Origin of the sequence: Paracoccus sp. (in: a-proteobacteria) (assembly GCF_039808215.1) — a bacterium.
GTDB lineage: Bacteria > Pseudomonadota > Alphaproteobacteria > Rhodobacterales > Rhodobacteraceae > Paracoccus.
Genome location: NZ_JBDHSP010000039.1, coordinates 1 through 22,102 on the forward strand (window position 1 = coordinate 1; position 22,102 = coordinate 22,102).

The 22,102-nt window shown below is 67.2% G+C and carries 25 protein-coding genes and 1 pseudogene; 11 read left to right on the forward strand and 15 right to left on the reverse strand.

The window, feature by feature from the left end; all coding sequences use genetic code 11:
- The 3 genes and pseudogenes from WMK75_RS12465 to gatC form a co-directional block, all read right to left on the reverse strand.
- Nucleotides 1-243 (reverse strand): annotated as a pseudogene (locus tag WMK75_RS12465) (hypothetical protein); the annotation flags it as partial.
- 23 nt (nt 244-266) lie between these two features.
- A complete protein-coding gene (gatA, locus tag WMK75_RS12470; protein ID WP_347267986.1) occupies nt 267-1,748 on the reverse strand; it encodes an Asp-tRNA(Asn)/Glu-tRNA(Gln) amidotransferase subunit GatA in 1,482 nt (493 codons plus the stop codon).
- A complete protein-coding gene (gatC, locus tag WMK75_RS12475; RefSeq protein ID WP_347267987.1) occupies nt 1,745-2,032 on the reverse strand; it encodes an Asp-tRNA(Asn)/Glu-tRNA(Gln) amidotransferase subunit GatC in 288 nt (95 codons plus the stop codon). Before gatC ends, gatA begins: the two co-directional genes overlap by 4 nt.
- 130 nt (nt 2,033-2,162) lie before the next feature.
- On the opposite strand from gatC, the gene WMK75_RS12480 reads away from it, so the two are divergent.
- A complete protein-coding gene (locus WMK75_RS12480; RefSeq protein WP_347267988.1) occupies nt 2,163-2,855 on the forward strand; it encodes a metal-dependent hydrolase in 693 nt (230 codons plus the stop codon).
- 83 nt (nt 2,856-2,938) lie between these two features.
- The gene (locus WMK75_RS12485; protein ID WP_347267989.1) at nt 2,939-3,148 is read left to right on the forward strand and encodes a molybdopterin-binding protein; all 210 of its coding nucleotides are present in this window, start codon (nt 2,939-2,941) and stop codon (nt 3,146-3,148) included.
- Between the two features lie 90 nt (nt 3,149-3,238).
- Here WMK75_RS12485 and WMK75_RS12490 read toward each other — a convergent pair whose 3' ends face one another.
- The 12 genes from WMK75_RS12490 to WMK75_RS12545 form a co-directional block, all read right to left on the reverse strand.
- Complete coding sequence (locus WMK75_RS12490) at nt 3,239-3,391, reverse strand: hypothetical protein (RefSeq protein WP_347267990.1); 153 nt, start codon at nt 3,389-3,391, stop codon at nt 3,239-3,241.
- 129 nt (nt 3,392-3,520) lie between these two features.
- Nucleotides 3,521-4,300: a succinate dehydrogenase iron-sulfur subunit gene (locus WMK75_RS12495; protein WP_347267991.1), complete on the reverse strand. Its 780-nt coding sequence runs from the start codon at nt 4,298-4,300 to the stop codon at nt 3,521-3,523.
- A gap of 55 nt (nt 4,301-4,355) precedes the next feature.
- Complete coding sequence (locus WMK75_RS12500) at nt 4,356-4,676, reverse strand: hypothetical protein (RefSeq protein ID WP_347267992.1); 321 nt, start codon at nt 4,674-4,676, stop codon at nt 4,356-4,358.
- Complete coding sequence (locus WMK75_RS12505) at nt 4,676-5,029, reverse strand: hypothetical protein (protein WP_347267993.1); 354 nt, start codon at nt 5,027-5,029, stop codon at nt 4,676-4,678. The genes WMK75_RS12500 and WMK75_RS12505 overlap by 1 nt, the downstream gene beginning before the upstream one ends.
- On the reverse strand, nt 5,029-6,831 hold the full coding sequence (gene sdhA, locus WMK75_RS12510) for a succinate dehydrogenase flavoprotein subunit (RefSeq protein WP_347267994.1): 1,803 nt from the start codon (nt 6,829-6,831) through the stop codon (nt 5,029-5,031). Before sdhA ends, WMK75_RS12505 begins: the two co-directional genes overlap by 1 nt.
- Before the next feature lie 9 nt (nt 6,832-6,840).
- On the reverse strand, nt 6,841-7,230 hold the full coding sequence (locus tag WMK75_RS12515; protein ID WP_347267995.1) for a succinate dehydrogenase, hydrophobic membrane anchor protein: 390 nt from the start codon (nt 7,228-7,230) through the stop codon (nt 6,841-6,843).
- 16 nt (nt 7,231-7,246) lie between these two features.
- Nucleotides 7,247-7,639, reverse strand: coding sequence for a succinate dehydrogenase, cytochrome b556 subunit (gene sdhC, locus WMK75_RS12520; protein ID WP_347267996.1), 393 nt, complete (start codon nt 7,637-7,639; stop codon nt 7,247-7,249).
- Between the two features lie 302 nt (nt 7,640-7,941).
- A complete protein-coding gene (locus WMK75_RS12525; RefSeq protein ID WP_347267997.1) occupies nt 7,942-8,976 on the reverse strand; it encodes a MaoC family dehydratase in 1,035 nt (344 codons plus the stop codon).
- Nucleotides 8,973-9,179, reverse strand: coding sequence for a DUF1737 domain-containing protein (locus tag WMK75_RS12530; RefSeq protein ID WP_347267998.1), 207 nt, complete (start codon nt 9,177-9,179; stop codon nt 8,973-8,975). Before WMK75_RS12530 ends, WMK75_RS12525 begins: the two co-directional genes overlap by 4 nt.
- Nucleotide 9,180: 1 nt before the next feature.
- Nucleotides 9,181-9,720, reverse strand: a complete 540-nt coding sequence (locus WMK75_RS12535) for an NnrU family protein (protein ID WP_347267999.1) — start codon at nt 9,718-9,720, stop codon at nt 9,181-9,183.
- Between the two features lie 32 nt (nt 9,721-9,752).
- On the reverse strand, nt 9,753-10,592 hold the full coding sequence (locus WMK75_RS12540; protein ID WP_347268000.1) for a CoA ester lyase: 840 nt from the start codon (nt 10,590-10,592) through the stop codon (nt 9,753-9,755).
- An 81-nt stretch (nt 10,593-10,673) separates the two neighbouring features.
- Nucleotides 10,674-11,408, reverse strand: a complete 735-nt coding sequence (locus WMK75_RS12545) for a sulfite exporter TauE/SafE family protein (RefSeq protein WP_347268001.1) — start codon at nt 11,406-11,408, stop codon at nt 10,674-10,676.
- A gap of 186 nt (nt 11,409-11,594) precedes the next feature.
- On the opposite strand from WMK75_RS12545, the gene mdh reads away from it, so the two are divergent.
- The 9 genes from mdh (at nt 11,595) to WMK75_RS12590 (ending at nt 22,080) form a co-directional block, all read left to right on the forward strand.
- A complete protein-coding gene (gene mdh / locus WMK75_RS12550; RefSeq protein ID WP_347268002.1) occupies nt 11,595-12,557 on the forward strand; it encodes a malate dehydrogenase in 963 nt (320 codons plus the stop codon).
- Between the two features lie 231 nt (nt 12,558-12,788).
- Nucleotides 12,789-13,982, forward strand: a complete 1,194-nt coding sequence (gene sucC / locus WMK75_RS12555) for an ADP-forming succinate--CoA ligase subunit beta (protein ID WP_347268003.1) — start codon at nt 12,789-12,791, stop codon at nt 13,980-13,982.
- Between the two features lie 76 nt (nt 13,983-14,058).
- Complete coding sequence (locus WMK75_RS12560) at nt 14,059-14,466, forward strand: hypothetical protein (RefSeq protein ID WP_347268004.1); 408 nt, start codon at nt 14,059-14,061, stop codon at nt 14,464-14,466.
- A gap of 96 nt (nt 14,467-14,562) precedes the next feature.
- Nucleotides 14,563-15,447 (forward strand): succinate--CoA ligase subunit alpha, encoded by an 885-nt coding sequence (gene sucD, locus WMK75_RS12565; protein WP_347268005.1) that lies wholly within the window; start codon nt 14,563-14,565, stop codon nt 15,445-15,447.
- A 183-nt stretch (nt 15,448-15,630) separates the two neighbouring features.
- On the forward strand, nt 15,631-16,824 hold the full coding sequence (locus tag WMK75_RS12570; RefSeq protein ID WP_347268006.1) for a glycosyltransferase: 1,194 nt from the start codon (nt 15,631-15,633) through the stop codon (nt 16,822-16,824).
- Nucleotides 16,821-19,787: a 2-oxoglutarate dehydrogenase E1 component gene (locus WMK75_RS12575; RefSeq protein WP_347268007.1), complete on the forward strand. Its 2,967-nt coding sequence runs from the start codon at nt 16,821-16,823 to the stop codon at nt 19,785-19,787. The genes WMK75_RS12570 and WMK75_RS12575 overlap by 4 nt, the downstream gene beginning before the upstream one ends.
- 1 nt (nt 19,788) lies before the next feature.
- The gene (gene odhB, locus WMK75_RS12580; protein ID WP_347268008.1) at nt 19,789-21,315 is read left to right on the forward strand and encodes a 2-oxoglutarate dehydrogenase complex dihydrolipoyllysine-residue succinyltransferase; all 1,527 of its coding nucleotides are present in this window, start codon (nt 19,789-19,791) and stop codon (nt 21,313-21,315) included.
- Between the two features lie 115 nt (nt 21,316-21,430).
- Nucleotides 21,431-21,688, forward strand: coding sequence for a hypothetical protein (locus WMK75_RS12585; protein WP_347268009.1), 258 nt, complete (start codon nt 21,431-21,433; stop codon nt 21,686-21,688).
- Nucleotides 21,688-22,080, forward strand: a complete 393-nt coding sequence (locus tag WMK75_RS12590) for an MAPEG family protein (RefSeq protein ID WP_347268010.1) — start codon at nt 21,688-21,690, stop codon at nt 22,078-22,080. Before WMK75_RS12585 ends, WMK75_RS12590 begins: the two co-directional genes overlap by 1 nt.
- Nucleotides 22,081-22,102: the final 22 nt, after the last annotated feature.

Below are 22,102 nucleotides of genomic sequence, written 5' to 3' on the forward strand. Positions count from 1 at the left end.
CACCGTGCCGGGGGCGCGCTTGAGCGGGATGCCGGCGATGTCCTCGGCGGTCGGCGCCTCGGCCGGCAGTTGCAGGGGAATCACCTTGGGCACCGGCCCCTTGCCCTGCAGCGCCACCTCGCGCGCCTGCAGGTATTGCGCATAGGGCGTGCCGTTGTGCATGGCGCTGTAATTGGGGTTCCAGCCGCTGTTTTCGTTGCAGGCGGCCAGCGCCAGCACGGCCAGGATCACCACATTCCGCATCGCTCTCTCCCGTTTTGGGCCTCTCACCACCAGCGCGAGGGTTTCGCCTGAAAGCCTGCCGCAGATTCCAGCACCTGCGCAAGGTTCAACAGGCCCCCCTCGTCCCAGGGCCGTCCGATCAGCTGCATGCCCAGCGGCAGGCCCTGGCGGTCCAGCCCCACCGGAACCGCGATCCCCGGCAGGCCGGCCAGGTTCAGCGTCACCGTGAACACGTCGTTGAGATACATCTCGACCGGGTCCTTGCCCGACATCTCGCCCAGGCCAAAGGCGGCGCTGGGGGTCGCGGGCGTCAGGATCGCGTCGATGCCGGCGCCGTAGGCCTGGTCGAAGTCGCGCTTGATCAGGGCGCGCACCTTGCGGGCGCGGTTGTAATAGGCGTCGTAGAACCCTGCCGACAGCACATAGGTGCCGATCATGATGCGGCGCTGCACCTCGGGGCCGAATCCTTCGGCGCGGGTGTTCTCATACATCTCGACCACGCCGTCGCCGGCGCCCAGCTTGGCGCGGCGGCCATAGCGCACGCCGTCATAGCGCGCGAGATTGGACGAGGCCTCGGCCGGCGCGATGACGTAATAGGCGGGCAGCGCGTATTTCGTGTGCGGCAGGCTGATGTCCACGATCTCGGCACCGGCGTCACGCAGCATCTCGGCCGCGCGGCGCCAGAGTGTGTCGATCTCCTCGGGCATGCCCTCCATGCGGTATTCGCGCGGGATGCCGATCCTCTTGCCGCGGATGTCGCCGGTCAGCGCCGCCTCGTAATCGGGCACCTCGCGTTCGGCGCTGGTCGAATCCTTGGGATCGACCGAGGCCATGGTGCCCAGCATGATCGCCGCATCGCGCACCGATTTCGTCATCGGCCCGGCCTGGTCCAGCGAACTGGCATAGGCAATGACGCCCCAGCGGCTGACGCGGCCATAGGTGGGCTTCAGCCCGACGATGCCGGTGAAGGCCGCGGGCTGGCGGATCGAGCCGCCGGTGTCGGTGCCGGTCGCGGCCAGGCACAGGTCCGCCGCCACCGCTGCAGCCGACCCCCCCGACGAGCCGCCCGGCGTCAGCCGGCGCCCGTCCACCTTCCAGGGGCTGACCACCGGGCCATAACAGGCGGTCTCGTTCGAGGAGCCCATGGCGAATTCGTCCATGCTGAGCTTGCCCAGCATGACTGCGCCGGCGTCCCACAGGTTCTGCGTCACCGTCGATTCATATTGTGGCACAAAGCCGTCCAGAATCCGGCTGGCCGCCTGCGAGGGCACGCCGCGGGTGCAAAACAGGTCCTTGATGCCCAGGGGGATGCCGCACATCGCCGGCGCATCGCCCGCGCGCAGGCGCCGGTCGGCGGCCGCGGCCATCTCGCGCGCCCGCTCGGGGGTCCTGTGGGCATAGGCGTTCAGCACACCCGCCGCCTCGATGGCGTCCAGGCAGGATTCGGTCAGTTCGGCGGCGGTGAATTCGCCCTTGCGCAGCCCGTCGCGGGCGGCTGCGATGGTCAGCCGGTTCAGATCGCTCATTCCACCACCTTCGGCACGGCAAAGAAGCCCTCGCGCGCATCGGGCGCGTTTCTCAGCACCAGGTCCTGCATCTCGCCGTCGGTGACGACATCGGCGCGCCGTTTCAGGCGCATCGGCTCGACGCCGGTCATCGGCTCGACGCCTTCGACATCGACCTCGTTCAGCTGTTCCATGAAATGCAGAATGCCGTTCAGCCCCTGCGCCAGTTCGGGCAGGTCGGCGTCCTTGACCGCGATGCGCGCCAGATGCGCGACCTTGCGGGCTTCGTCCTCGGTGATCGCCATGGGTATCCTTTCGCTTGGCGTCGGGTTTACCCCTGCGGCCGGGGCTGGGCAAGCGTCTGCGCGGCGGGAACTTTACCCGCCCATGCGGGCTTGGCAGGATGGCGCGACCCATGCAAGAGGAGGTGCTGCGATGAAACTGACATGGCTTGGCCATTCCGGCTTTCGGCTTGAAATCGAACGGGCGGTGATCCTGATCGACCCCTGGCTCTCGGGCAATCCGATGTTCCCGGCCGAGCGCCGCGCCGAGGCGCTGGCGGGCGCCACGCATGTGCTGGTCACCCACGGCCACGGCGACCACAGCGGCGACACGGTAGCGATCGCGCGCGAGCTGCAGATCCCGGTGGTGGGCATCTATGACCTGATCTCGACCTGGACCACGCATGAGGGGATCGAGGGCATCGGCTTCAACAAGGGGGGCACGGTCGATCTGGGCGGGGCGAAGGTGACGATGGTGAACGCCGCGCACTCCTCCTCGCTCGAGGGGGCCGAGGGGCCGGTCTATGCCGGACACGAATCCGGCTACATGATCGCCGGCGACGACCATGTGATCTATGTCTCGGGCGACACGGACATCATGGCCGACATGGGCTGGATGGGCGAATACCACCGACCCGACATCGGCATCCTGTCCTGCGGCGGGCATTTCACCATGGACATGGAGCGCGCGGCCTGGGCGGCGCGCAAGTATTTCGACTTCAAGACCGTGATCCCCTGCCACTACAGGACCTTCCCGCTGCTGGCGCAGGACGCAAGGACCCTCAAGGCCGAACTGCCCGGCGTGCGGGTGATCGAACCCGAGGTGATGCGCCCGATCGACCTCTAGGCGCGATCGCCGGGCACGGACCGTGGACCACCGGGCACGAAGGTGAGAAGGCCATGGCCGTGATAACCGAAAGGAAGCAACCAATGAAACTCAGTGCGCGCAACAGCTTCAAGGGCAAGATCGTCGGCCTGACCAAGGGCGCGATCGCCGCCCATGTCCGCATCGACATCGGCAACGGCACCGTCGTCACCTCCTCGATCACCAATGAGGCCGTGGATGAGCTGGGTCTTGCGGTCGGCGCCAGCGCCTATGCCGTGGTCAAGGCATCGGATGTGATGGTCGCCATCGACTGAGGCCGCCATGTCCCGCCCGCGACCGGGCCGGAACACGAAAAACGGCACGGCCCGAAGGCCGTGCCGGACATGGCATCGTCCAGGTCTGGATCAGGCGGCCAGATGCTCGACTTCCAGCGGCATCTGCTCGAAGCTGAAATAGCCATACATCTGTTCCAGCACCGCCAGCGCCCTGCGGGCCTCGGCCCGGGCATTCAGATCCACGATCCGGGCGGTGTTCTGCGATTCGGCAGTGATAGTCATAGTCTCATCTCCGGGTAGATTTTGGCTCTCCCCGGAAGCACATCTAACGCCGCGATGCAGAAAAATCCACCCCTGCAACGCGGCGTCAAGCGGCATGGCACGGTATGCCGGCCATTCCCCGCCGACAGATCAGACGATGCGATCCACCATCATGTGCTTGATCGCGGCAATGGCCTTGGCCGGATTCAGCCCCTTGGGACAGGTATTGGTGCAATTCATGATCGTGTGGCAGCGATACAGCTTGAACGGGTCCTCAAGCTCGTCCAGACGCTCGCCGGTGGCCTCGTCGCGGGAATCGATGATCCAGCGATAGGCGTGCAGCAGCGAGGCCGGGCCCAGATAGCGGTCGCCGTTCCACCAGTAGCTGGGGCAGGCGGTCGAGCAGGATGCGCACATCACGCATTCGTAAAGCCCGTCCAGCTTCTTGCGGTCCTCGATCGACTGTCGCCATTCCTTGCCCGGCGTCGGCGTCTCGGTGATCAGCCAGGGCTTGATCGAGGCGTGCTGGGCATAGAAATGCGTCAGGTCCGGAACCAGGTCCTTGACCACCGGCATGTGGGGCAGGGGATAGATGTTCACGTCGCCCTTGATCTCGTCCATGCCCCAGATGCAGGCCAGATGGTTGCCGCCGTCGATGTTCATCGCGCAGGAGCCGCAGATCCCCTCGCGGCAGGACCGCCGGAAGGTCAGCGTCGGGTCGATCTCGTTCTTGATCTTGATCAGCGCGTCAAGGACCATGGGACCGCATTTGTCCATGTCGAGGAAATAGCTGTCGACGCGCGGGTTCTCGCCGGTGTCCGGATCCCAGCGATAGATGTTGAAGCGGCGGACGTTTCTGGCGCCCGCGGGCCGCGGCCAGGTCTTGCCGACCCGCATGCGGCTGTTCTTGGGAAGGGAAAGTTGGACCATTGGGCTACTCCTGGTGGTCAGACCGCCGTCATGCGGTGGGCTTGGGCGGGCGGGGTCACGACGCCCGCCAGCCCGGTTGTTCGTAAAGCGGCCGCCGCGGCATCTCGCCCGAGCGGCGCTGCACACATTGGCTGAAGGCCTCGGCGGGATCGCGGCCGGCGATCTGGTCCGAGGATAGATCCACCTGCACGAAACCGCCGCGCACCCCGTGCGAGCCGACGCCGAAACCGACCTGGGTGCGCGGCGGCTGCCCGCCCCGCGCCTCGGCCATGCAGGCGCGCTCGGCGCGCTCGACCGGGACAAGCTGCGGCGCGCATCCGGCCAGCCCCAGCAAGGCCGGGACCAGGGCCGATGCCAGCGCGCCGCGCCCGGCCATCAGGCGACCCGCTTGGCTGCCGCCGCGGCTCCGGCGATGCATTGCGTGGTCGCGGGCCGGCCGACGATCGCCGCCACCATGTTCCCGGCCCCCGCCTCGCCGGCGCCGGCGATCCCGGCCAGTTCGGCGGGCGTGGCGTTCTGCATCACGCAGTCGGTATAGGGCGCGACATTGGCGCCGGGCAGGCGCCGCGCCATCTCGCGGTTGACGACGACGCGGGCATCGGCGTTCACCGGCGGCGTCGGCGGCTGGATCTGCGGCAGCGGCGCAGGAGCCATGCCGGGGCTTTGCATGACGCAACCCGACAGGGCCAGCGCCGCGGCGCTCAGGATCAGGGGCAGGCTGGAACGCATCAGTAAACCCTCGCTTTGGGTGCGATCTTCTTCAGGTCGATCCCGCCCTCAGCCTCGCTGGTCAGGGGGTCAAGATGCACGGGCCGATAGGCCAGTCTAACATCGTTGCCCTCGATCCAGGCAAGCGAGTGCTTGCGCCAGGTCTTGTCGTCGCGGTCCGGATAGTCCTCATGCGCATGGGCGCCGCGGCTTTCCTTCCGCGCCTCGGCCGCGACGATGGTCGCCAGCGCGTTCGGCATCAGGTTGGTCAGCTCCAGCGTCTCCATCAGGTCGGTGTTCCAGATCAGGCTGCGATCCGTGACCTTCAGGTCGTCCAGCTTGGCCGCCACCAGCTTCATCTTCTCGACGCCCTCGGCAAGCGTCTTGTCGGTGCGGAACACCGCGGCATCGGCCTGCATGGTCCTTTGCATCTCAAGCCGCAGCTCGGCCGTGGGCGTGCCGCCGTCGGCATGGCGGATGCGGTCAAAGCGCTCCAGTGCCTTTTGCACCTGCTCGCGGTTGGTTGCGGGGATCGGCGCCTCGCGGTCCACCACCTGGCCGGCGCGGATCGCGGCGGCGCGGCCGAACACCACCAGGTCGATCAGCGAGTTCGAGCCGAGGCGGTTCGCCCCGTGCACGGATGCGCAGCCGGCCTCGCCCACCGCCATCAGCCCGGGGAAGGTGGCGTCGGGGTTCTTCTCGGTCGGGTTCAGTACCTCGCCCCAATAGTTCGTCGGGATGCCGCCCATGTTGTAATGCACCGTGGGCAGGATCGGGATCGGCTCCTTGGTGACATCGACGCCGGCAAAGATCTTGGCCGATTCCGAAATCCCCGGCAGGCGTTCATGCAGCGCCTCGGGCGGCAGGTGCTGCAGGTTCAGGAACATGTGGTCCTTGTGCTCGCCGACGCCGCGACCCTCGCGGATTTCCAGCGTGATGCAGCGCGACACCACGTCGCGCGAGGCGAGGTCCTTGTAATGGGGCGCATAGCGCTCCATGAACCGCTCGCCTTCCGAATTGGTCAGATAACCGCCCTCGCCGCGCGCGCCCTCGGTGATCAGGCAGCCCGAGCCATAGATGCCGGTCGGGTGGAACTGCACGAATTCCATGTCCTGCAGGGGCAGGCCGGCGCGCGCCACCATGCCACCACCGTCGCCGGTGCAGGTATGGGCCGAGGTGGCGCTGAAATAGGCGCGGCCATAGCCGCCGGTGGCCAGCACCACCATCTTGGCGTTGAACACGTGGATGGTGCCGTCATCCAGCTTCCAGCATACCACGCCGGTGCATTTTCCCTCGGTGATGATCAGGTCGAGGGCGAAATATTCGATGAAGAATTCGGCCTTTTCCTTCAGCGACTGGCCGTAAAGCGTGTGCAGGATGGCGTGGCCTGTGCGGTCGGCGGCAGCGCAGGTGCGCTGCACCGGCGGGCCTTCGCCGAATTCGGTGGTGTGGCCGCCGAAGGGGCGCTGATAGATCTTGCCCTCTTCGGTGCGGGAAAACGGCACGCCGTAATGCTCGAGCTCATAGACCGCCGCCGGGGCCGAGCGCGCCAGATATTCCATGGCGTCGGTGTCACCCAGCCAGTCCGAGCCCTTGACCGTGTCATACATGTGCCACTGCCAGTTGTCCGGGCCCATGTTCGACAGCGAGGCGGCGATGCCGCCCTGCGCCGCCACGGTGTGGCTGCGGGTCGGAAACACCTTGGTCACGCAGGCGGTGCGCAGCCCCTGCTCGGCCATGCCCAGCGTCGCGCGCAGCCCCGCGCCGCCGGCGCCCACCACCACCACGTCATAGTCATGCGTAACGTATTTGTAATCAGCCATGGCGGAACCTCAGACGACGACGATGGCGCCCAGACCCATGCGGGCCAGCGCGTAGATGGCGGTGGCGATGACCGCCCAGCCGAAGATGACGGAAACGACGATCGCCGCCTTGCGCGCCGCGCCCTGGCAATAGTCGTCGATCATGATGCGGGTGCCCTTGATGAAATGCACCATGCCCACGGTGATGAACAGCCCGGTGACCAGCGCCGGGAAGGGCCGGCCGAAATAGACCAGGACCTGTTCCTGCGACAGGCCGATGGCGCAGGCCACGGTGATCATGAACAGCGGGGTCAGCACCAGCAGCGCCCAGGCGGTGACGGTCATCGCCCAGTGGTGATGCGTGCCGTCATGGGCGGTGCCCAGACCGGTGGCGGCCTTGCGGGGGGTGATGTAACGCATGATCCCTGCCCTTTCCTCAGAACACAAAGAAGAGGATCAGCGTCAGCAGCGCCAGCCCGACCGACCCGTAGATGATGGCCCAGCTGGACTTTTCCGCCTCGGGGATCTCGAGCCCGATCAGCGCGTCATAGGCCAGGTGCCGGATGCCGGCCAGAAAGTGATACCAAAGCGCCCACATCGATCCGGTCAGGATGATGAAACCCAGCCAGGAGCGCAGCACCCAGTCCGCGGCGGCAAAGGCCCCGGGCGAGGACACGGCGGCGGCAAGCCACCAGGTGATCAGGACGATGCCGGCCACCAGTGCATGGCCGGTGATCCGGGTCATGATCGAGGTGACGGCGGCGATGGGCAGGCGGTAGACCTGCAGATGCGGTGACAGCGGCCGGTTGCCCCGGTTGACGTCAGCCATGATGCGCTCTCCTGCGTTCAGGGCCCCCGTCGCGACGGCTGGCGACAAGGGGCTGGCCGAGAAATTGGGTTTGCTTCTAGTGCTTTTGTGGCATCTGTCACGGGCCGAGGCCAGCCGAAAGGCCAAAGAGGCACAAATTTCAGACTTTGTGATCACGCAAACCCGACCTGTGATCACAGTTTCGGGAAAACCCCCGCCGCGGCGCGCCGGGATCGAGGATTCGGCCATGCGCCAAGCAAATCCCGGTGTTTTCCTTGGTTTAATACGGTGCGCCGGTTGCCCCGCGCGCCGCAGGCCGGCGCTTACAGCGGCATCAGCGCCCAGTAATCCAGATCCAGCAGCACCTCGGGGGCGTGGCGGCCGTCCTCGCCACGCAGGCGCTGGCTGCCGGCCGGACCCTTGTGCGCGACCAGCCGCAGCCGGATCGCGCCGATGCCCGGAGCCTCGGTCGCGGCCTTGTCCAGAACCTCGGACCAGGCGCGGACGGTGTCGCCGGCAAAGCAGGGATTGGCATGGGCACCGGCGTTCAGTGCCACGATCATCTGCGCATTCGCGAGGCCGTTGAACGAAAGCGCCCGCGCCATGCTGATGACATGGCCGCCATAGATCAGCCGCCGGCCGTCCTCGCGGAAGGTGGCGTCGAAATGCACCTTGGCGGTGTTCTGCCACAGGCGCGTGGCCAGCATGTGCTCGGCCTCCTCGATGGTGACGCCGTCCACATGGTCGATGACCTCGCCGATGGCGTAATCGCCCCAGCGATGCGGCTCGCCGGCCAGGTCGAAATCATAGCCGCTGAAATCCAGTCCCTCGGGAATCACCAGGTCCTGCGCGGCGACGGCGCCGGCCAGATCGGGCACCACCGCCGCCGGTGCCGGGGCGGCGACGTCGCGCTTGCGCACCATGACCCAGCGCACATATTCCAGCACCGCCAGGCCCATCTGGTTCAGCCCGCGCGTGCGCACCCAGACCACGCCGGACTGGCGGTTCGAGTTCTCCCTGAGGCCGATCACCTCGGATTCGGCGCGCAGCGTGTCGCCGGGCCAGACCGGCAGCAGCCAGCGACCCTCGCCGTAGCCGAGGTTGGCCACCGCGTTCAGGCTGATGTCGGGCACCGTCTTGCCAAAAACCGTGTGGAAGGCCAGCAGATCGTCCATCGGGCTGCTTTCCAGACCGCAATCGGCGGCGAAATCGTCCGAGGAGTAAAGCGCGTGCCGGGCCGGATAAAGCGCGTGGTAAAGCGCGCGCTCGCCCTCGGCCAGGGTGCGGGGCACGGCATGGCGGATCACCTGGCCGATGCGGTAATCCTCGAAGAAGCGGCCGGGGTTGGTCTTGCTCATTGCTGGCCCAGCTTCATGTCGGGGTGGTATTCGGCCTCGATTCGCTTGATCACCCCCTGGGCGCAGCGCATGGTGCCATGCCTGGCGTCGAAGGCATAGCAGGGGTCGCCATACAGTTCCCAGCCTTTGGACAGGGCCAGGCTGACCTTGTGGCAGAAGGCGGCGCTGTCCTCCTCGGTCAGCAGGCGATAGATTGTCGGCATGTCAGCCTCCGAATGGATTGTAGCCCAGCCAGGCGTGGATCAGCCCCACGACCAGCAACACGACGACCGCGCCGATCGCGGCCATGATTTCGCGCGACAGCGGGAACGGGCCGGCGGGCGGGGTCCAGTCCTGCGCCCGGTTCAGCACTGCCATCTCGACCAGCGCCCAGCCGAGCAACCCGCCGAACAGCACGAATGACGGCAGGTCGCCATTTGGCAGCAGATGCCCGAAAGCCCAGAGCGAGAACCCCGTCAGCTGCGGATGGCGCACCAGCCGGGTCGCGCGGGTGCGCATCCCCGAGGCGGCGTAAAGATAGAAGCCGGCCAGCACCAGAAGGTTGTTCGCCCCCTTCAGCGGCACCGTCGCCCCCCACCAGTAGGGCCCGTCCGCCAGACGATAGCCAAGAATCATCAGCAGCACCGAAAGCGCCAGCAGCCCGGCGACGCCGCCCTTGCCCAGCCGCGCCCGCAGCCCCGGCGCCCAGCGCTTGGACAAATGCGCCGCCCACCACAACGCCACGCCCAAAATCAGGATGATCATCCGTCAGCCCTCCCCGTGCTGGCCCGCCGCGGTCAGTCGGCCAGGGCCGCGATGGCCTCGGCCCTGGCCAGCGTGGTGCGGGCGGTCTCGACATGCAGGTTCTCGACGATGCGGCCGTCGACGACCGCCACGCCCCTGCCCTGCGCCTTGGCCTCATCAAAGGCCGCGATCTGCCGGCGCGCAAGCGCGATCTCGGCCTCGCTGGGGGCGAAGGCGGCATTGGCGATCGCCAGCTGCGCCGGGTGGATCAGGGTCTTGCCGTCGAAACCCATGTCGCGGCCCTGCTCGCATTCGGCGCGCAGCCCGTCCTCGTCCTTGAAGGCGTTGAACACCCCGTCCACGATCACCCGCCCATGCGCCCGCGCCGCCAGCAGGCACAGGCCCAGCCCGGCCAGCATCGGCAGGCGGTCGGCGCGGAATCGGCTGCCGATTTCCTTGGCCAGGTCGTTCGTGCCCATGACCATGCCCTGCAGACGCGGATGCGCGGCGATCTCGGCGGCGTTCAGCATGCCCTCGGCGGTTTCCATCATCGCCCAGAGCGGCGTCTCGGGCACCAGCCGCGCCACCCGGTCCAGATCGGTGCCGCGGCTGACCTTGGGAATCAGCACCGCATCGGCGCCGCGGGCGAAGGCGCGGGCGTCGCCCTCGCCCCATTCGCTGTCCAGCCCGTTGATGCGCACGATCCGCGCCCGCCCGCCGTAATCGCCCAGCAACGCCTGGGCCAGCAGCTCGCGCGCCGGCACCTTCTCGGCCGGGGCCACGGCATCCTCGAGATCGAAGATGATCGCATCGGCGGCCAGGGTCTGGGCCTTTTCCATCGCCCGCGCATTGGCGGCGGGAATATAGAGGACGGAACGATAGGGTCGGGTCATCGGCATGCTCGCGTAACAATCTTGCGCGACGCTGCCCGCAAACGATCCGAATCGCAAGCCCCCATTTGCCGCGGCGCAGCATCAAATCCCATCGAGGATCAGCTTGACCGAGACCAGCAGCAGCGCCCAGGTGATGAAGCGGTAGAAGAACAGCGGCGACATGCGCCTGAGCAGCCAGAACCCCGCCAGCACCCCCAGCACCCCGGGCACCAGCAGCACCGCCGCCAGCGACAGGTTGTGCAGCGACAGTTGCCCCAGCATGGCATAGGGCAGCAGTTTGATCGCATTGCAGATGGCAAAGAAGATGGTGGTGGTGCCGGCATAGGACATCGGCGACATGCGCAGCGGCTGGGCATAGACCTGATAGGGCGCGCCGCCGGAATGGGACACGAAACTGGTATAGCCGGCGATCACCCCCCAGAAACTGCCCGCGCCCCAGCGCGGTGGCCTGGCGCTGGCGTCGGGTTGGTGGCGCAGCATGGTGTTCAGCGCGAACCCCACACCGATGACGCCGACGATCAGCGCCACCCGCGCATCGTCCACCCGGCTGGCCGTGGCCCAGCCCAGCAGGATGCCGGTCACCGCCCCTGGCAAGAGCGTCGCCAGCACCCGCCGGTCAAAGCTGCGCCGGAAGGCGATCAGCCCGCCGATGTCCGAGACGACGAACACCGGCAGCAGGATCCCCGCCGCCTGCACCGGCGACATGGCCAGCGCCATCAGCGGCACCGAGATCGTGCCGACCATCGACAGCCCGCCCTTGGCCAGCCCGACCGAAAAGGCCGCCAGCACCGCCAGAATCCAGGCCGCCATGTCCATCCGCGCATCCCCTGCTGCCAAAATCCGCAGTAACCCGCCCGGGCAGCGCCGGCAATGCAGATGCAGCCTTGCCGATGTTAGCGGTTGACAATCGCGGTTTCGGCGCCCGACCGGCAGCCGAGGCTTGCGATTCTGCGTGCAAGGCACTAGGTCCGGCCCGAACACTCATGGAAATCGGAGGTTACCATGGCCCGACCCAAGATCGCACTCATCGGCGCGGGACAGATCGGCGGCACGCTGGCGCATCTCGCGGCGATGAAGGAACTGGGTGATGTCATCCTGTTCGACATCGCCGAGGGCACCCCCCAGGGCAAGGCGCTGGACATCGCGCAGTCGGGCCCGTCCGAGGGTTTCGACGCCGCCATGAAGGGCGCCAATGACTATGCCGACATCGCCGGCGCCGATGTCTGCATCGTCACCGCGGGCGTGCCGCGCAAGCCGGGTATGTCGCGCGACGACCTGCTGGGCATCAACCTCAAGGTGATGAAATCGGTGGGCGAAGGCATCAAGGCCCATGCCCCGAACGCCTTCGTGATCTGCATCACCAACCCGCTGGATGCCATGGTCTGGGCGCTGCGCGAATTCAGCGGCCTGCCGCATGAAAAGGTCGTCGGCATGGCCGGCGTGCTGGATTCGGCGCGCTTCCGCCACTTCCTGTCCTTGGAATTCGGCGTCTCGATGCGCGATGTGACCGCCTTCGTGCTGGGCGGGCATGGCGACACCATGGTGCCCCTGGCGCGCTATTCCACCGTCGCCGGCATCCCGCTGCCCGATCTGGTCAAGATGGGCTGGACCACCCAGGAAAAGCTGGACGGCATCGTGCAGCGCACCCGCGACGGCGGCGCCGAGATCGTCGGCCTGCTCAAGACCGGCTCGGCCTTCTATGCACCCGCCACCTCGGCGATCGAGATGGCCGAGGCCTATCTTAAGGACCAGAAGCGCGTCCTGCCCTGCGCGGCCTATGTCAAGGGCGCCTACGGGCTGGACGGGCTTTACGTCGGTGTGCCGACGGTGATCGGCAAGAACGGCATCGAGAAAGTCATCGACATCGCGCTGGACGGCGAGGAACAGGCGATGTTCAACAAGTCGGTCGATGCGGTGAAGGGCCTCGTCGCCGCCTGCAAGGGCATCGACGGCTCGCTGGCCTGAACCCCGCCCCAGACCTGAATCACCACCCCCGCGGGTCCGGCCCCGCGGGGGTTTTTCCATCCCGGAGGCGCCCCTGCCACGACCCCGGAACGGATTTGTGATCGCAGCAATCTGGCCTGTGATCACAAAAGCCGGATTTGCGCCGCTTTTGCCGGATTCAGGCGCATAGTGCTTTGGAAGGGGCGCGGAATGTGCCACAAGCCCCGCAACCGATAACTGCGGGGAAACACCATGAACATCCATGAATACCAAGCCAAGGCGCTGCTGCGCCAATATGGCGCGCCGGTCTCGGACGGGCGAGTGGTGATGAAGGCGGACGAGGCCAAGACGGCGGCGGGTGAACTGGACGGGCCGCTCTGGGTCGTCAAGGCGCAGATCCACGCCGGCGGCCGCGGCAAGGGCCATTTCAAGGAAAAGGAAGCCGGCGAAAAGGGCGGCGTGCGGCTGGCGAAATCCGTCGCCGAGGCCGAGGAGCTGACCCGGCAGATGCTGGGCCGCACCCTGGTCACGCATCAGACCGGCGAGGCCGGCAAGCAGGTGAACCGCATCTATATCGAGGACGGCAGCGACATCGAGCGCGAGCTGTATCTGGCGCTGCTGGTGGACCGCGGCACCTCGCGCATCAGCTTCGTCGCCTCGACCGAAGGCGGCATGGACATCGAGGAAGTCGCGGCGCATTCCCCGGAAAAGATCGTCAGCTTCAGCGTCGATCCGGCCTCGGGCCTGTCGGATTTTCACGGCCGCCGCGTGGCCTTTGCCCTTGGCCTGAAGGGCGGGCAGATCAAGCAATGCGTGGCGCTGGTGCGTAACCTGTATCGCATGTTCATCGAGCGTGACATGGAGATGCTGGAGATCAACCCGCTGATCGTCACCCCCGAAGGCAATATCAAATGCCTCGACGCGAAGATGGGTTTCGACAACAACGCGCTTTATCGTCAGGCCGACGTGCTGGCCCTGCGTGACGAGACCGAGGAAGACCCCAAGGAACTCGCGGCCTCGAAGTTCGACCTGAACTACATCGCGCTGGATGGCGAGATCGGCTGCATGGTGAACGGCGCCGGTCTGGCGATGGCCACCATGGACATCATCAAGCTCTATGGCGCCGAGCCAGCGAACTTCCTCGATGTCGGCGGCGGCGCGACCAAGGAAAAGGTCACCGAGGCGTTCAAGATCATCACCTCGGACCCGAACGTGAAGGGCATCCTGGTCAACATCTTCGGCGGCATCATGCGCTGCGACATCATCGCCGAGGGCATCATCGCCGCGGTGAAGGAAGTGGGCCTGCAGGTTCCGCTGGTCGTGCGTCTGGAAGGCACCAACGTCGATCTGGGCAAGAAGATCATCGGCGAGTCGGGCCTCAACGTGATCGCGGCCGACGACCTGTCGGATGCGGCGCAGAAGATCGTCAAGGCGGTGAAGGGATAGGGCCATGCGCGCCGCTGCAGCATTCGCCTTGGCCATCAGCCTGCTTGCCGGCCCCGCGCTGGCGAATGGCAGGCTGATGAACGAGGGGCTTTCAGCCTGCTTTGCCGGCCTGCCGAAGTTCGCTTCGGTCAATGGCACGCTCAGGGCTGCGGGCTGGAACTCGCAGGAAGGCGCCGAGCCGGGAGAATATGAGCTTGAGAAGGGCGATGCGAATGTCTTCGTCTTTCCGGGCAATCGCTATTCCAACCCGGGCTGCACGGTCAGTTCGACCTTCCCTCGTAAGTCTGCCGAAGCATTGCTGGAGCAGCATCTGGACGCAAGGTTCAAGGGTGCGTGGCAGACGGCACCGACCGTCGATGGCATCAGGTCCTGGGTCGTGCCCCTCAGGGGCGGGTCGCTGGTCATGCATGTGCTTGGCAGCGGCAATTCGGGCGAAGGTTCCGCGGGTTCCGGCATCAGCATGGAAGTCAGGGCCAAGAGGTGACAGGCACGCGGCGCGCGTCCCACCCCATCATGAACGCTTAACCGGGAGGAGGCCGGGACCGGCCCCTCGCAACGGATCAGAGACAGGACAAATGTAATGGCCGTACTCGTCAACAAAGATACCAAAGTCATCTGCCAGGGCATCACCGGCTCGCAGGGGACCTTCCACACCGAACACGCCATCGCCTATGGCACGAAGATGGTCGGCGGCGTGACCCCCGGCAAGGGCGGCACTGACCACCTGGGCCTGCCGGTCTTCAACTCGGTCCATGAGGCGGTGGCCAAGACCGGCGCCAATGCGACCGCGATCTATGTGCCGCCGCCCTTTGCGGCCGACTCGATCCTCGAGGCGATCGACGCGCGCATCCCGCTGATCGTGGCGATCACCGAGGGCATCCCGGTTCTGGACATGATGCGCGTCAAGCGCGCGCTGCAGGGCTCGAACTCGCTGCTGATCGGGCCGAACTGCCCCGGCATCATGACGCCGGGCGAATGCAAGATCGGCATCATGCCGGGCTCGATCTTCAAGCGCGGCTCGGTCGGCGTGGTCTCGCGCTCGGGGACGCTGACCTATGAGGCGGTCAAGCAGACCTCGGACGTGGGTCTGGGCCAGTCCTCGGCCGTGGGCATCGGCGGTGACCCGATCAAGGGCATGGAGCACATCGACGTGCTGCGCATGTTCCTGGACGATCCGGAAACCGAATCGATCATCATGATCGGTGAAATCGGCGGCTCGGCCGAGGAAGAGGCCGCCGAGTTCCTCGCCGAGCAGAAGCGCAAGGGCAAATGGAAGCCGACCGCCGGCTTCATCGCCGGGCGCACCGCACCCAAGGGCCGCCGCATGGGCCATGCCGGCGCCATCGTGTCGGGCGGCAAGGGCGACGCGGAGAGCAAGATCGAGGCCATGAAATCGGCCGGGATCATCGTCGCCGACAGCCCCGCCGGTCTGGGCGAGGCCGTACTGAAGGCGATCGGCCGCTAGGGCCGCGCCGAACCTGACCCCGGCCTGGCCCCGGACCGCAGCCGGGGCCAGGCCCGATCCTTGCAAGCCAGGTGTCAAAGTGGACTGCCGCCGCCAGATCACGCCCCGCCCCGCCCCGGCAGACCCCTGCCCGCGGCGCCGTGGCCTGCGCCCGGCGGTCTGGCGAAACGCAGGGAGGCGCGGATGAACGCCCCCGCCACCCCGGCAACCCTTGGCCTGCCCGCAAGCCACGCGGCCGGGAGCTGGGCGCTTTGCGTCGCCACCTGCGACCGCGGCGACATCCTGCGCGACTGCGTGCGCCATGCCCTGGCCTCGAGCCTGCCGCCGGCGGAAATCGTCATCGTCGACGCCAGCGAGAACTGGCAGGACAACCGCGCCGCGATCACGGCGCTGGTCTCGGGCCAGGCCGCCTGCCCGCTGCGCTATGAGCCGGCGCGGCGGCGCTCGCTGACGGTGCAGCGTAACCAGGCCGTGGCCTTGGCCTGCGCCGATGTGCTGTTCATGATCGACGACGACGCGCTGCTGCATCCCGACACGGCGGCGCGGATCATGGGCTTTTACCGCGACGACCGCGAGGGGCGGCTGGCGGCGATCTCGTGTCGCAACACCAACCGCGAGGACTGGCCGCAGGCGGCGGGCACGCCCAAGGATTTCAGCCCCGCCGCCGCCCTGCTGGACGACGGCCCCGGACCTTCGCCGCGCGGCATCAACCTGGCCCTGCGCCGCCTGCTGATGATCGAGGCCGAGCAGCGCTTTGTCGGCTACGACCCGGCGGAACGGCGCTGGCAGGGCACGGCCGCGCTGCCCGCCGGGCTGTTTCGCGTCCGCCACATCCCCGGCTTTGCCCTGACGCTGCGCCGCCGGGTGGCCCTGGCCGAGCCCTTTGACGAGGGGCTGGTCGGCAGCTGCATCGCCGAGGATCTGGACGCCAGCTACCGCTTTGGCCGCCATGGGCTGCTGGCCATCGCCGCGGATGCGCCGATCCATCACCTCGAGGCGGCGGCCGGACGCGGCAAGCGCCGGATCAACACGGCGCTGGCGCTGCTCAATGTCGCCTATTTCATCCGCCGCAACTCGTCCCGGCAGGGGCGCGACCTTTGCCGCTATGGCTGGTGGTATCTGCGCATGGCTCTGGCCGAACTGCCCAAGGACCTGGCCGGCCGGCGCTGGCACCTGCCGCAACTGCGCGGCGCGCTGCTGGCCGGCCGCCACCTGCCCGCCCTGCTGCGCCAGCCCGCCGCGGCGCTGCCGGGCTGGTATCCCGAATTCCAGCTGCGGCTGATCTCCGGGGCCCGGCGCCCCGGGCAGCCCCCGACCAAACCCGACACCCCCGATGCGGGCGTGAAACGACAGAACTTCCCGGAGGAAATCCAATGAACGATCAATCCCCCAACGCGGCTTTCCACGATTCCAGCTTTCTGCAGGGTCACAACGCCGCCTATGTCGAGCAGCTTTACGGCCAGTGGGCCCGGGATCCGGCCGCGGTCGATGGCGCCTGGGACGCGTTCTTTCGCGGCCTCGGCGACGATGAGGCCACCGTCACCCGCGAGGCGCAGGGCGCCAGCTGGCAGCGCGGCGACTGGCCGCCGGTGCCCGCCGACGACAATACCGCGGCGCTGACCGGCGAATGGCCGCTGCCGCCCCGGGCCGAGGCCAGGGCCGCCGCCGACAAGATCGCCGCCAAGGCCGGCGAAATGGGGGTGAACCTCAGCGACGACCAGCTGCGCCGCGCGGTGCTGGACAGCATCCGCGCCATCATGCTGATCCGCGCCTATCGCATTCGCGGGCATCTGCATGCCGATCTGGACCCGCTGAACATGCGCGACATTCCCGACCATGGCGAGCTGGACCCGGAAACCTACGGCTTCGGCCCCTCGGACCTGGACCGGCCGATCTTCATCGACAATGTGCTGGGGCTGCAGATCGCCACGATCCGCCAGATCACCGACCTGATGGACCGCACCTATTGCGGCACCTTCGCCCTGCAATACATGCATATCTCGAACCCTGACGAGGCCGCCTGGCTGAAGGAGCGCATCGAGGGCTACGGCAAGGAGATCGCCTTTACCCGCGAAGGCCGCCGCGCCATCCTCAACAAGCTGGTCGAGGCCGAGGGCTTTGAAAAGTTCCTGCATGTCAAATACATGGGCACCAAGCGCTTTGGCCTTGACGGCGGCGAGGCGCTGATCCCGGCGATGGAGCAGATCATCAAGCGCGGCGGTGCGCTGGGGGTCAAGGACGTGGTGGTCGGCATGCCGCATCGCGGCCGCCTGTCGGTGCTGGCCAATGTCATGGGCAAGCCTTACCGCGCCATCTTCCACGAATTCCAGGGCGGCAGCTACAAGCCCGAGGACGTGGACGGCTCGGGCGACGTGAAATACCACCTCGGCGCGTCCAGCGACCGCACCTTCGACGACAATACCGTGCACCTGTCGCTGACCGCCAACCCCAGCCACCTTGAGGCGGTGAACCCGGTGGTGCTGGGCAAGGCCCGCGCCAAGCAGGACCAGCTGTCCGACCAGGCGCATCGCACCGCGGTGCTGCCGATCCTGCTGCATGGCGATGCGGCCTTTGCCGGCCAGGGCGTGGTGGCGGAATGCCTGCAGCTGTCGGGCATCAAGGGTCATCGCACCGGCGGCACCATCCATATCGTGGTGAACAACCAGATCGGCTTTACCACGGCGCCGCATTTCAGCCGCACCTCGCCCTATTGCACCGACATCGCGCTGATGGTCGAGGCGCCGATCTTCCATGTGAACGGCGACGACCCCGAGGCGGTGGTCCATGCCGCGCGCGTCGCAACCGAGTTCCGCCAGAAGTTCCACAAGGACGTGGTGCTGGACATCTTCTGCTATCGCCGCTTCGGTCACAACGAGGGCGACGAGCCGATGTTCACCAACCCGGCGATGTACAAGGAGATCAAGGGCCACAAGAGCACGCTGCAACTTTACAGCGAGCGGCTGGTGGCCGACGGGCTGGTGCCCGAGGGCGAGATCGACGAGATGAAGACCGCCTTCCAGGCACATCTGAACGAAGAGTTCGAGATGGGCAAGAACTTCAAGCCGAACAAGGCCGACTGGCTGGACGGCAAGTGGTCGGGGCTGGAATCCGAACATGCCGAGGAAAACCTCGGCCAGACCGGCATCGCCGCCGAGACCATGGCCGAGATCGGCACCGCGCTGACCCGCGTGCCCGAGGGTTTCGACCTGCACAAGACCGTGGGCCGGCTGCTTGAGGCCAAGAAGCACATGTTCGAGACCGGCGCCGGTTTCGACTGGGCCACGGGCGAGGCGCTGGCCTATGGCTCGCTGCTGCTCGAGGGTCATCCGGTGCGGCTGTCGGGCCAGGATTCGACGCGCGGCACCTTCTCGCAGCGCCATTCCGCCTTCATCGACCAGACCACCGAGGCGCGCCACTATCCGCTGAACCACATCCGCGGCGGCCAGGCGCGCTATGAGGTCACCGATTCGATGCTGTCGGAATATGCGGTGCTGGGCTTTGAATACGGCTATTCGCTGGCAGAGCCGAATGCGCTGACGCTGTGGGAGGCGCAGTTCGGCGATTTCGCCAATGGTGCGCAGATCATGTTCGACCAGTTCATCAACTCGGGCGAGAAGAAATGGCTGCGCATGTCCGGCCTCGTGGTGCTGATGCCGCATGGCTACGAAGGCCAGGGTCCCGAGCACAGCTCGGCCCGGCTGGAGCGCTGGCTGCAACTGTCGGCCGAAGACAATTGGATCGTGGCGAACTGCACCACGCCGGCCAACTATTTCCACATCCTGCGCCGGCAGTTGAAGCGGCCCTTCCGCAAGCCGCTGATGCTGATGACGCCGAAATCGCTCTTGCGCCACCCGCTGGCGGTCTCCACCGCCGACGAGTTCCTCACCGGCTCGACCTTCAACCGCGTGCTGGCCGATGACGCCGAACGCGGCAAGTCGGCCTTCAAGCTGGCCGCCGACGAGCGCATCCGCCGCGTGGTGATCTGTTCGGGCAAGGTCTATTACGACCTGCTGCAGGCACGCGACGCGGCCGGGGCCGAAGATGTCTACATCCTGCGGCTTGAGCAGTTCTATCCCTTCCCGGCGCATTCCATGTCCAAGGAGCTGGAACGCTTCAAGAATGCCGAGATGGTCTGGTGCCAGGAAGAGCCCAAGAACCAGGGCGGCTGGAGCTTTGTCGAGCCCAATATCGAATGGGTGCTGACGCGCATCGGCGCCAAGCATGGCCGGCCGCGCTATGTCGGGCGCAATGCCTCGGCCTCGCCCGCCACCGGCCTCGCCTCGCGCCACAAGGCCGAGCAGGAGGCGCTGGTCAACGAAGCCGTCACGATCGGCGGCTGAGATGGCTGCGGAACTGCGCGTTCCCCCTTTGGGGGAATCGGTCTCGGAGGCGGTGGTGGCCACCTGGTTCAAGAAACCGGGTGACCGCGTCGCCGTGGACGAGATGCTGTGCGAGCTGGAAACCGACAAGGTGACGGTCGAGATCCCCTCGCCCGTCGCCGGCAGGCTGGCCGAGATCGTCGCCCCCGAGGGCGCGACCGTGGCGCCCAATGCGCTGCTCGCGCAGATCACGCAAACCGCGGGCGCCGGCCCCGCGGAGAACTTGCCCAATGCAGAAACGGGCGCAATGCCCCAGGAAGGACTGAAGAAGATGAGCGCAAAGACCGTCGACGTGATGGTGCCCACCCTGGGCGAAAGCGTGACCGAAGCCACGGTCGCGACCTGGTTCAAGAAAGTCGGCGATGCCGTCGCACAGGACGAGATGCTGTGCGAGCTGGAAACCGACAAGGTCTCGGTCGAGGTGCCCGCCCCCGCGGCGGGCGTGCTGGCCGAGATCCTTGCGCCCGAGGGCGCCACGGTCGAGGCCAGCGCGCGCCTCGCCATCATCACCGAGGGCGCCGCGGGCAGCGTCAGCGCCGCCCCTGCCGCCGCCCCTGCCGCGCCCGCGCCCGCCGCGGCCGCGGCGCCGGCCGGCCGCGATGTCGAGGACGCTCCCGCGGCAAGGAAGGCCATGGCCGAGGCCGGAATCGCGCGCGATGCCGTCACCGGCACCGGCCGCGACGGCCGGGTGATGAAAGAGGACGTGGCCCGCGCCGCCGCCGCACCCGCGCCTTCGACCGCGCCCGCCCCGGCACAGGCGCCGCGCGCGCCCAGCTCGACCCAGGACGCCGCCCGCGAGGAGCGGGTGAAGATGACCCGGCTGCGTGCCACCATCGCGCGCCGCCTGAAGGACGCGCAGAACACCGCCGCCATGCTGACCACCTATAACGAGGTGGACATGTCGGGCGTCATGGAACTGCGCAACACCTACAAGGATCAGTTCGAGAAGAAGCACAAGGTGAAGCTGGGCTTCATGTCCTTCTTCGTGAAGGCCTGCGTCCACGCGCTGAAGGAAGTGCCCGAGGTCAATGCCGAGATCGACGGCGGCGATGTCGTCTACAAGCATTTCGTGCATATGGGCGTCGCCGTCGGCACGCCCTCGGGCCTTGTGGTGCCGGTGGTGCGCGACGCCGACCAGAAAGGCTTTGCCCAGATCGAGAAGGAGATCGGCGAACTGGGCCTGCGCGCCCGCGACGGCAAGCTGACCATGGCGGAAATGCAGGGCGGCACCTTCACGGTTTCGAACGGCGGCGTCTATGGCTCGCTGATGTCCAGCCCGATCCTGAACCCGCCGCAATCGGGCATCCTAGGCATGCACAAGATCCAGGACCGGCCGGTGGTGGTGAACGGGCAGATCGTCATCCGGCCGATGATGTATCTGGCGCTCAGCTATGACCACCGCATCGTCGACGGCAAGGGCGCGGTGACCTTCCTCGTGCGCGTCAAGGAAGCGCTCGAGGATCCGCGCCGCCTGCTGATGGATCTGTGATCCGTGCGGGGGCGCGGCCCGTCCCGCCCCCGGCGCAAGCGCGCGGCCGCCCTGCCCGGGCGTCCGCGCAAATTCTTGCGGCCCCGCCGGCCGCACCTGAACAGGGGATTTGGCCATGACCCAGATGATCGTGCGCTATCGTTTCGGCGATCAGGCCCGCTTCAGGGCGGCCTTCGACGCCGATGCCGAGGACCGCGGCAACAACGGCCTCGGGCTGCTGCAGCTCTGGCGCGAGGGGGGCGATTGCGCCTGGGCGCTGTTCAGCGTGCATGACGCGCGGGCGGCGCGGGTCTGGCTTGAAGGGGCTGCGGCGGTGTTTCACAGCCTCGCCGGCGTCACCGAGACCGAATTCCACCTGGTCGAGACGGTCTGATGGCGGCCGAGACCACCGCCCTTGGCCTGGCGGCGCTCTTGCAGGCGGGGCAGCTGGCGCTGGCCGCGGCGGCGATGAACCGCGACGCCGGCACCGCCTGGAACGCCGGGCCGCGCGATCGGCCGGCGGATTTCTCGGCGCTGACCGGGCGGCTGCGCCGCGCCGCCTCGAACCATTTCGAGGCGCTGATCCTGTTCACCGTCGCCGTCGTGCTGGTGGTGATGAGCGACGCCACCACCAGCCTGACCGTCATCTGCGCCTGGCTCTATCTGCTGGCGCGCGTCCTTTACGTCCCCGCCTATGCCCTTGGCTGGACGCCCTGGCGTTCGCTGATCTGGGCGGTCGGATTTTCCGCCACCCTGGCGATGATCCTCGCCACATTGTTCACCTGAATCCGGCCCCGGAACCCGCGGC

What these genes read in the sequence shown, in the direction of transcription:
- WMK75_RS12570 (WP_347268006.1), top strand. Translation starts at nt 15,631, where the DNA reads ATGAACGCCCCCGCCACCCCGGCAACCCTTGGCCTGCCCGCAAGCCAC.
- WMK75_RS12575 (WP_347268007.1), top strand. Translation starts at nt 16,821, where the DNA reads ATGAACGATCAATCCCCCAACGCGGCTTTCCACGATTCCAGCTTTCTG.
- WMK75_RS12535 (WP_347267999.1), bottom strand. Translation starts at nt 9,720, where the DNA reads ATGATCATCCTGATTTTGGGCGTGGCGTTGTGGTGGGCGGCGCATTTG.
- sucD (WP_347268005.1), top strand. Translation starts at nt 14,563, where the DNA reads ATGGCCGTACTCGTCAACAAAGATACCAAAGTCATCTGCCAGGGCATC.
- odhB (WP_347268008.1), top strand. Translation starts at nt 19,789, where the DNA reads ATGGCTGCGGAACTGCGCGTTCCCCCTTTGGGGGAATCGGTCTCGGAG.
- WMK75_RS12490 (WP_347267990.1), bottom strand. Translation starts at nt 3,391, where the DNA reads ATGACTATCACTGCCGAATCGCAGAACACCGCCCGGATCGTGGATCTG.
- WMK75_RS12500 (WP_347267992.1), bottom strand. Translation starts at nt 4,676, where the DNA reads ATGGCCGGGCGCGGCGCGCTGGCATCGGCCCTGGTCCCGGCCTTGCTG.
- WMK75_RS12560 (WP_347268004.1), top strand. Translation starts at nt 14,059, where the DNA reads ATGAACGAGGGGCTTTCAGCCTGCTTTGCCGGCCTGCCGAAGTTCGCT.
- sdhA (WP_347267994.1), bottom strand. Translation starts at nt 6,831, where the DNA reads ATGGCTGATTACAAATACGTTACGCATGACTATGACGTGGTGGTGGTG.
- gatA (WP_347267986.1), bottom strand. Translation starts at nt 1,748, where the DNA reads ATGAGCGATCTGAACCGGCTGACCATCGCAGCCGCCCGCGACGGGCTG.
- WMK75_RS12485 (WP_347267989.1), top strand. Translation starts at nt 2,939, where the DNA reads ATGAAACTCAGTGCGCGCAACAGCTTCAAGGGCAAGATCGTCGGCCTG.
- WMK75_RS12495 (WP_347267991.1), bottom strand. Translation starts at nt 4,300, where the DNA reads ATGGTCCAACTTTCCCTTCCCAAGAACAGCCGCATGCGGGTCGGCAAG.
- WMK75_RS12530 (WP_347267998.1), bottom strand. Translation starts at nt 9,179, where the DNA reads ATGCCGACAATCTATCGCCTGCTGACCGAGGAGGACAGCGCCGCCTTC.
- sucC (WP_347268003.1), top strand. Translation starts at nt 12,789, where the DNA reads ATGAACATCCATGAATACCAAGCCAAGGCGCTGCTGCGCCAATATGGC.
- WMK75_RS12525 (WP_347267997.1), bottom strand. Translation starts at nt 8,976, where the DNA reads ATGAGCAAGACCAACCCCGGCCGCTTCTTCGAGGATTACCGCATCGGC.
- sdhC (WP_347267996.1), bottom strand. Translation starts at nt 7,639, where the DNA reads ATGGCTGACGTCAACCGGGGCAACCGGCCGCTGTCACCGCATCTGCAG.
- WMK75_RS12585 (WP_347268009.1), top strand. Translation starts at nt 21,431, where the DNA reads ATGACCCAGATGATCGTGCGCTATCGTTTCGGCGATCAGGCCCGCTTC.
- WMK75_RS12590 (WP_347268010.1), top strand. Translation starts at nt 21,688, where the DNA reads ATGGCGGCCGAGACCACCGCCCTTGGCCTGGCGGCGCTCTTGCAGGCG.
- WMK75_RS12505 (WP_347267993.1), bottom strand. Translation starts at nt 5,029, where the DNA reads ATGCGTTCCAGCCTGCCCCTGATCCTGAGCGCCGCGGCGCTGGCCCTG.
- WMK75_RS12480 (WP_347267988.1), top strand. Translation starts at nt 2,163, where the DNA reads ATGAAACTGACATGGCTTGGCCATTCCGGCTTTCGGCTTGAAATCGAA.
- gatC (WP_347267987.1), bottom strand. Translation starts at nt 2,032, where the DNA reads ATGGCGATCACCGAGGACGAAGCCCGCAAGGTCGCGCATCTGGCGCGC.
- WMK75_RS12545 (WP_347268001.1), bottom strand. Translation starts at nt 11,408, where the DNA reads ATGGACATGGCGGCCTGGATTCTGGCGGTGCTGGCGGCCTTTTCGGTC.
- WMK75_RS12515 (WP_347267995.1), bottom strand. Translation starts at nt 7,230, where the DNA reads ATGCGTTACATCACCCCCCGCAAGGCCGCCACCGGTCTGGGCACCGCC.
- mdh (WP_347268002.1), top strand. Translation starts at nt 11,595, where the DNA reads ATGGCCCGACCCAAGATCGCACTCATCGGCGCGGGACAGATCGGCGGC.
- WMK75_RS12540 (WP_347268000.1), bottom strand. Translation starts at nt 10,592, where the DNA reads ATGACCCGACCCTATCGTTCCGTCCTCTATATTCCCGCCGCCAATGCG.